Source organism: Cupriavidus sp. 05L310, assembly GCF_056398185.1.
In genome coordinates this window covers 115,023-121,379 of the sequence record NZ_JBFTOX010000023.1, presented here as the reverse complement: position 1 = coordinate 121,379, position 6,357 = coordinate 115,023, and the positions used below count along the sequence as shown (strand labels likewise).

Below are 6,357 nucleotides of genomic sequence, written 5' to 3'. Positions count from 1 at the left end.
GCGATGTGAGTTTGGCCCCCGGCCGCTCTTTTTGCCTGCCGACGAGGAGGGGGTCGCCCCATCCGGCGCGCCTTCTTTGCCTACTTTCTTGGCAAGACAAGAAAGTAGGTCGCCCCCCGCAGGGGGGTGAAACCGCCTTTGACTTTAAGCCTTTGCAGTTGAAGTTGAAGTTGAAGTTAAGCAATTGAAGTTAAGCAGCCACAGTTAGCCAACCGTTAACCAACCCCATCAATCAACGCCGCCAACCCAGGATCCCGCGCAGCAAAAACATCAAACACCCCCATCGCCCTCAACCCCGGCAACAACCCCACCAAATCCTCCCGCGCCGCCGCCAGCCGACCCGCATCCTCCCCCGGATCATTCATCACCCGCCAGCTAATCAAAAACGCCCCCACGCTACCTTTGCGCACAGTCACGCCATTCACCTCCACCACATCCACCCCATCGGGCAGCAACGCATCCGGCCTCATGCGCCCTCTCCCGACAGCACCGCGTTCAGCACGCCATGCATGGCCGCCCCGGCCGCCACAATCCCCTGGCAACCCCAGGTCAGTGGATTGCCATCGAGCGCCGTCACCGAGCCGCCCGCCTCCTTCACCAGCAGGACACCGGGCAACCAGTCGTAATAGTCCTGCCCGCACTCCCAGTAGCCATCGAGCGCGCCGCGCGCCACCAGTGCCAGCAACAAGGACGTAGGCCCGTACACACGCTGGCCGAACACCTGCGGCAACATCCGGCCAAAACGGTCAAGGAAATCCGCGGTATCGCTGCGCACCTGCCCCGGCCAGTTCGGATGCGCCGTGGCAATCAGCGCCGTCGTCAGCGCCGAGCGCGCATTGGCCCGCAACGGCTGGCCATCGCAATCGGCGCCCTGCCCTGCCACCGCGCGATAAGTGCGGCCAGTGGCCGGATCGTGCACCAGCGAGAGGACCGGATCGCCCCGCACCACCAGGCACAGTGCGATGGTCCAGCCCGGCATGCCGCTCAGGTAGTGCAAGGCCCCGTCGATGGGATCGCAAACCCAGTAGGCGTCGGCAAATTCCGGCGCCTGTTGCTCGCCGCTCTCCAGCTCCTTGTCGGAAAACGGGATCTCTGGCCAGCGCTCCAGGAGAGTCTTTTTCAGCACCGAACCCACGGTGCCGCTGTGGTGATCGAACGCCACGCGCAACGCGTCGAAATCAGCCGGCGCGCTCAGCGGTTGCCCGGTACGCAGCCACCGGCCCTGCCCCGCGAGCAGGGCGGTCAGCATGTCGAGCACGTCGGGCACCGGCTGGCCAAGGCGTTCGGAGAGGGTTGGCGTTTTTACGTTGGCATTCACGATGGATCGCTCCTGGGGTGGTTGCAGCCAGTCTAGGCACTTGCCGCACTGCCAACTAACGATAGAATGCCAACTTATGTTCGAAACGGGCCAAACCGATGCCGCTACAAGAAATCCGCCCGCTCGCGCACGGCGCCTCGCGCGAGCAAGTGCCGCATCAGCATGCGCAGGGGCAGTTGTTTACGGTGAAATCCGGCGTGGTCGTGATCGAAGCCGGCGGCGGCCGCTGGCTGATGCCAACCGGCTGTATCGGCTGGGTGCCGCCGTACGAATCGCACGGCGCGAGCATTCAGGGGGCAATGACCGGCGTGAGCCTGTACTTCGACGAGGCCTGGAGCCGTGCCGCGATGCCTGCGGCGCTCAAGGTGGTGCGGTTGTCGCCGCTTCTGGCGGCCTTGCTCGACACGCTGGTGCAGGCCGGCCCGCCAGCCGGGCCGGTGCGCGAGCATTACCTCGCGGTGTTTGCCGATGACTTCACCCGCCAGCCGGCGCAAACCCTGTTCCTGCCCATGCCGCAGGAGCCGCGCCTGCTGCGCATGGCCACCGCCTTGCTGGCAAACCCCGACGACAACACCGGGCTGGATGGCTGGGCGGCGCGCATCGGCATGGCCCGGCGCACGCTGACGCGCCACTTCCAGGCCGACACCGGCTGGAGCCTGGCGCAATGGCGCCAGCAATTGCGCATGCTCGCGGCCATGCAGCGGCTGGTTGCCGGTGAAAGCGTCACCGCCGTGGCGCTCGGGCTGGGCTACACGAGCGTCAGCAGCTTCATCACCTTGTTCCGGCGCTACACGGGCACCACGCCGCGCGCCTACCTGGCGATGGGCAAGGATTGAATGGCGCCGCGCGCAAACCTTGCGCAACGCACATGCAAGCAGCAACGCACCCTCTCTTGTATGCTACGGCTATTGCCGCCGACGATGCCTGACCCGCGCCATGAGCCACAAATCACGCAGCCTCCTGCAGTCCATCTTCAGCCACCCGCTGAGCAACAATATTCATTGGCGCGAAGTCGAGTCCCTGCTGCAGCAACTGGGGGCGAGCGTGGAGCCGATCCAGGGCGCGCGCTTCCGGGTTGTGCTCAACGAGTATGAGTTTTACCTGCACCACCCGCATCACGGCAATGTGTGCGCCAAGCAGGAAATCAAGCACCTGCGCGATTGCCTCGTGGCCGCCGGCATCACCTCGCCGGACAACGGCGACAAGCCGAAGTGACCCTGCGCCTGCCCGGACAGGCGTCGCGCCGGCGATCTCCCGCCCTACCCCGCGATGATGACCATCGGCATCGAGCCGTCACGGCTTGAGCCAATCGATCCTCCTCACCGCATCAGCCAAACCAGCCCACCCGGCCCAACCCGGCCAGAACGGATTTCCATGACCAATCTTTCCGCATTCCTCGTCACCAACAAATGGCCGGCCCTGCGTCCCGAGCGGATCCAGCTCTATTCGCTGCCCACGCCGAACGGCGTCAAGATCTCGATCATGCTGGAGGAGACCGGGCTGCCCTACGAGCCGCACCTGGTGCGCTTCGACGCCAATGACCAGTACACGCCGGAATTCCTGTCGATCAGCCCGAACAACAAGATTCCCGCCATCCTGGATCCCAACGGCCCTGGCGACAAGCCCCTTGCCCTGTTCGAGTCCGGCGCCATCCTGATCTACCTGGCCGACAAGAGCGGCCAGTTCATCCCGCAGGACGCCGCCGGCCGCTACGAGACCATCCAGTGGCTCATGTTCCAGATGGGCGGCATCGGCCCGATGTTCGGGCAGGTTGGGTTCTTCAACAAGTTCGCGGGCAAGGAGTACGAGGACAAGCGCCCGCGCGACCGCTATGTCGCGGAGGCGAAGCGCCTGCTTGCCGTGCTGGATGGCCGCCTCGCGGACCGGACCTGGATCATGGGCGATACCTATACCATCGCCGATATCGCCACCTTCCCCTGGGTGCGCAACCTGATCGGCTTCTACGAAGCCGGCGAACTGGTCGGCATCAAGGATTTTCCCCACGTCACGCGCGCGCTCGATGCCTTCCTTGCGCGTCCGGCCGTGGTCAGGGGGCTGGATATTCCCAAGCGCGGCTAACCCCCCGCACCTGGAGACACGCTTGTGCCGCTGATTCGGTTTGACGCCCTTGCCTCCGGTCTGCCAGCCGCCTGGAAGTCCTCCGTCGTGGGGCAGGTCGGGACCGCCCGCATCAAAATCCTCAGGATGGATGAGCAGGCGTATGAAGCCGAGACGCACGACTACAACGAAGGCCTGTTTGTCGTGAGCGGACAGCTCATTTTGCAGACGGAGGGCGAAACCGTCGTGGTCCGGCCCGGAGAGATGTATCTCGCCCTGGCTGGCATCGCGCATGCCGTGCTGCCCGGCAGCCATGGGACGCTGGTGATCGTCGACGTCTGAACCGGCGCCATCGGAGAGCGCCAGCACCGTCGACAGCCCGACCATCAGGATGGATAAAGGCAAACCTCCACCGCTCGAGATCGTGCGCTGCCCGCCGGCGATCGCTCAGCGCAGCGCGGACCGCGCAATCACGGTGCGCTGGATTTCCGAGGAACCCTCGTAGATCCGCAGGATGCGCGCGTCGCGCACCAGGCGCTCCAGCGGCATCTCGCGCGTGAATCCGTAGCCGCCATGGATCTGCAACGCGGCATCCGTCACGAAGGCCACCGTTTCCGACGCATAGAGCTTGGCCATCGAGGCGTGGTCGGTAAAGGGCTCGCCGGCCCCGCGCCTGACCGCGGCCTGCAGGGTCAGCAGCCAGGCGGCTTCCACCCGTGTCTTCATGTCCGCGAACATCCATTGCAGGCCCTGCTTGTGCGAAAGCGGCTCGCCGCCCACGTGGCGCTGTTTCGCCCATTCGATCGCGGCTTCGAGCGCGGCTTCTGCAATGCCAAGGCTGGTTGCGGCCACATCCAGGCGGCTGTTGTCCAGCACCTTCATGGCGGTGCGGAAGCCGCTGCCCTCGGCGCCGAGCCGGTTCGCGGCGGGGACGAAGCAATCGAGCGCCACTTCGTGCGCGGGGGCGCCGCGGATGCCCATCAGCTTCTCCGCCGGGGCGACTTCCACGCCCGGCGTCTTCCGGTCGACGACGAAGGCGCTGATGCCGCGGGTCCCGGCCTCGGGATCGGTCTTCGCGTAGACCACGATGAAGTCCGCCGCGTTGGCGTTGGAGATGAAGTGCTTCACCCCGCGCAGGCGGTAGCCTTCGCCCTCCGGGATGGCGCGTGTCGCCATGTCCGCGGGATTCGAGCCGGCGCGCGGCTCGGTCAGCGCAAATGCGCCGAGCTTGATGCCGGCCGCTGCGTCCGGCAGGTAGCGCTCGCGCAGGCTGTCGTCGCCGCCGATCAGGATGGAGTCGGTCGCGAGATAGTGGGCCCCGATCATCGACGAGGTGGAAGCGCAGGCCTTGGCGATCTCGACCAGAGACAGGATCAGCGCGACGGGCGATGTGTCGGTGCCGCCCCAGCGCTCCGGCAGGTTCATGCCCATCACGCCGAGTTCGGCGAGCAGCGGCACATAGCGCGTGGCCGGGATTTCATCGCGGTCGACCTCGGCGGCCTTCGGCGCGAGTTCGCTCTGGGCGAACCGCCCGATGGCGTCGGCGATCTCGAGGTCGCCCGGCTGCACGCCCAATCGTTTATGCATGTTGATTCTCCATGTTGGTATCTTCCGGTGTGGCGCCAGCCGCCGGGCGATGGTGCGGGGCGGGACGGAGCGGCTGCGGTCCCAGCGCGCCGCTGGCACGCACTGCCGGCAAAGCGTCGCCAGCGATGCCGAGCGTTTCCAGGATGACGTCCGTGTGCTCCCCCAGCGCGGGCGCGCCGGTCACGCGATTGGCGCCGTAGCCGGAGAATTTCACGGGCTGCGACGGCAGGCGGACCTTGCCGCCGCGCGCGTCGGCAACCTCGGTGAGCAAGCCGCGATAAGCGGCGTGGTCGCTCTCCATTGCCTGCTTCACATTGCGGATGGGGGCGACCGGAATGCCCGCGGCGCTGAGCAACTGGTTCACTTCCTCCACCGTGCGCATGGCGGACCATCCCTCGATGCATGCCCGCAGGGCGCCCTCCGCGTTGCAGCGCGAGTGGTCGTCGGCGAAACGCGGATCGGCCGCCAGCTCCGGCTGGCCGATCGTGCCGGCAAGCGTCTGGAACAGCTTGTTGTTCAGCACCGCCACCACGTAGAAACCGTCTGCGGCGCGATACGCGCCGAACGGCGCGGAAGAAGGGTGGCGGTTGCCCACGCGGCGCGGGGCCAGGCCGGTCGCGGCGTAGCGGGCGACCAGCGTGGCGCTCAGGCTCAGGGTGGCATCGAACATCGACACATCCACGTGCGTGCCCTTGCCGGTCTTCTCCCGCGAGAGCAGTGCCGCCAGCACGCCCCACGACGCGAAGAGGCCGCTCACCACATCCGATACGGCTTCGCCAAGCAGCGTCGGCGTGCCGTCCGGCGAGCCGGTGGCGTCCATCAGGCCGCACATCGCCTGCAGGATGATGTCGTAAGCAGGCCGGTGCGATTCGGGTCCGGTCTGCCCGAAACCCGATACGCTGGCGTAGACAAGCGAAGGATTCTGCGCGCGAAGGGATTGATAGCCGATGCCCAGCTTGTCGGCTACCCCGGGGCGGAAATTCTCCACCACCACGTCGGCCCGCGCGCAGAGCGAGCGCGCGAGCTTCAGGCCCGACTCAGCCTTCAGGTCGATGACGATGCTCTGCTTGTTGCGGTTCATGGCGGCGAACAGCCCGCTCTCGCCGTCGACGAAAGGGCCGACCGCGCGGTAGTCGTCGCCGCCCGGCGGCTCGATCTTGATCACCTCGGCACCGAGATCGCCGAGCAGGGCCGTACAGTAAGGCCCGGCAAGCACGCGCGAAAAGTCGATCACGCGGATGCCGGCAAGCGGCAGGTCAGGATGGTTCACTTCACACTCCTCCAGATAGCCAGGGCGGCTTCGCCAGCGCGATCGCCGCCAGAGGGGGCGATGCGGCGTGGCTTGCGCGCCGATGACAGGATTCTGGGCAGCCGGAGCTATCAAGTAAAATATT

8 protein-coding genes are annotated in these 6,357 nt (G+C 66.3%); 4 read left to right on the top strand and 4 right to left on the bottom strand.

The genetic code is table 11. The annotated features are described in order from the left end of the window. Nucleotides 1-215: 215 nt before the first annotated feature. Together AC1DS6_RS18315 and AC1DS6_RS18310 are read right to left on the bottom strand one after the other, a co-directional pair. The gene (locus tag AC1DS6_RS18315; protein WP_477102882.1) at nucleotides 216-470 is read right to left on the bottom strand and encodes a hypothetical protein; all 255 of its coding nucleotides are present in this window, start codon (nucleotides 468-470) and stop codon (nucleotides 216-218) included. Further along, nucleotides 467-1,318: an inositol monophosphatase family protein gene (locus tag AC1DS6_RS18310; RefSeq protein ID WP_441626244.1), complete on the bottom strand. Its 852-nt coding sequence runs from the start codon at nucleotides 1,316-1,318 to the stop codon at nucleotides 467-469. The genes AC1DS6_RS18315 and AC1DS6_RS18310 overlap by 4 nt, the downstream gene beginning before the upstream one ends. 98 nt (nucleotides 1,319-1,416) lie before the next feature. Here AC1DS6_RS18310 and AC1DS6_RS18305 point away from each other — a divergent pair, with 98 nt between their 5' ends. From AC1DS6_RS18305 to AC1DS6_RS18290, 4 genes are all read left to right on the top strand, one after another. After that, nucleotides 1,417-2,154, top strand: coding sequence for a helix-turn-helix domain-containing protein (locus AC1DS6_RS18305; RefSeq protein WP_477102881.1), 738 nt, complete (start codon nucleotides 1,417-1,419; stop codon nucleotides 2,152-2,154). Nucleotides 2,155-2,254: 100 nt separating this feature from the next. After that, the gene (locus AC1DS6_RS18300; protein ID WP_035875236.1) at nucleotides 2,255-2,533 is read left to right on the top strand and encodes a hypothetical protein; all 279 of its coding nucleotides are present in this window, start codon (nucleotides 2,255-2,257) and stop codon (nucleotides 2,531-2,533) included. Nucleotides 2,534-2,692: 159 nt separating this feature from the next. Continuing rightward, nucleotides 2,693-3,397, top strand: a complete 705-nt coding sequence (locus AC1DS6_RS18295; protein ID WP_477102880.1) for a glutathione binding-like protein — start codon at nucleotides 2,693-2,695, stop codon at nucleotides 3,395-3,397. A gap of 24 nt (nucleotides 3,398-3,421) precedes the next feature. After that, nucleotides 3,422-3,718, top strand: coding sequence for a cupin domain-containing protein (locus AC1DS6_RS18290; RefSeq protein ID WP_276291498.1), 297 nt, complete (start codon nucleotides 3,422-3,424; stop codon nucleotides 3,716-3,718). Nucleotides 3,719-3,823: 105 nt separating this feature from the next. Here AC1DS6_RS18290 and AC1DS6_RS18285 read toward each other — a convergent pair whose 3' ends face one another. Further along, nucleotides 3,824-4,963, bottom strand: a complete 1,140-nt coding sequence (locus AC1DS6_RS18285) for an acyl-CoA dehydrogenase family protein (protein WP_441626238.1) — start codon at nucleotides 4,961-4,963, stop codon at nucleotides 3,824-3,826. Then, nucleotides 4,956-6,233 (bottom strand): CaiB/BaiF CoA transferase family protein, encoded by a 1,278-nt coding sequence (locus AC1DS6_RS18280; RefSeq protein ID WP_477102879.1) that lies wholly within the window; start codon nucleotides 6,231-6,233, stop codon nucleotides 4,956-4,958. Before AC1DS6_RS18280 ends, AC1DS6_RS18285 begins: the two co-directional genes overlap by 8 nt. Between the last annotated feature and the right edge of the window lie 124 nt (nucleotides 6,234-6,357).

Bases quoted from the DNA above. Each gene is read 5' to 3' on its own strand.
- AC1DS6_RS18315 (WP_477102882.1), bottom strand. From the start codon at position 470: ATGAGGCCGGATGCGTTGCTGCCCGATGGGGTGGATGTGGTGGAGGTG.
- AC1DS6_RS18305 (WP_477102881.1), top strand. From the start codon at position 1,417: ATGCCGCTACAAGAAATCCGCCCGCTCGCGCACGGCGCCTCGCGCGAG.
- AC1DS6_RS18300 (WP_035875236.1), top strand. From the start codon at position 2,255: ATGAGCCACAAATCACGCAGCCTCCTGCAGTCCATCTTCAGCCACCCG.
- AC1DS6_RS18295 (WP_477102880.1), top strand. From the start codon at position 2,693: ATGACCAATCTTTCCGCATTCCTCGTCACCAACAAATGGCCGGCCCTG.
- AC1DS6_RS18285 (WP_441626238.1), bottom strand. From the start codon at position 4,963: ATGCATAAACGATTGGGCGTGCAGCCGGGCGACCTCGAGATCGCCGAC.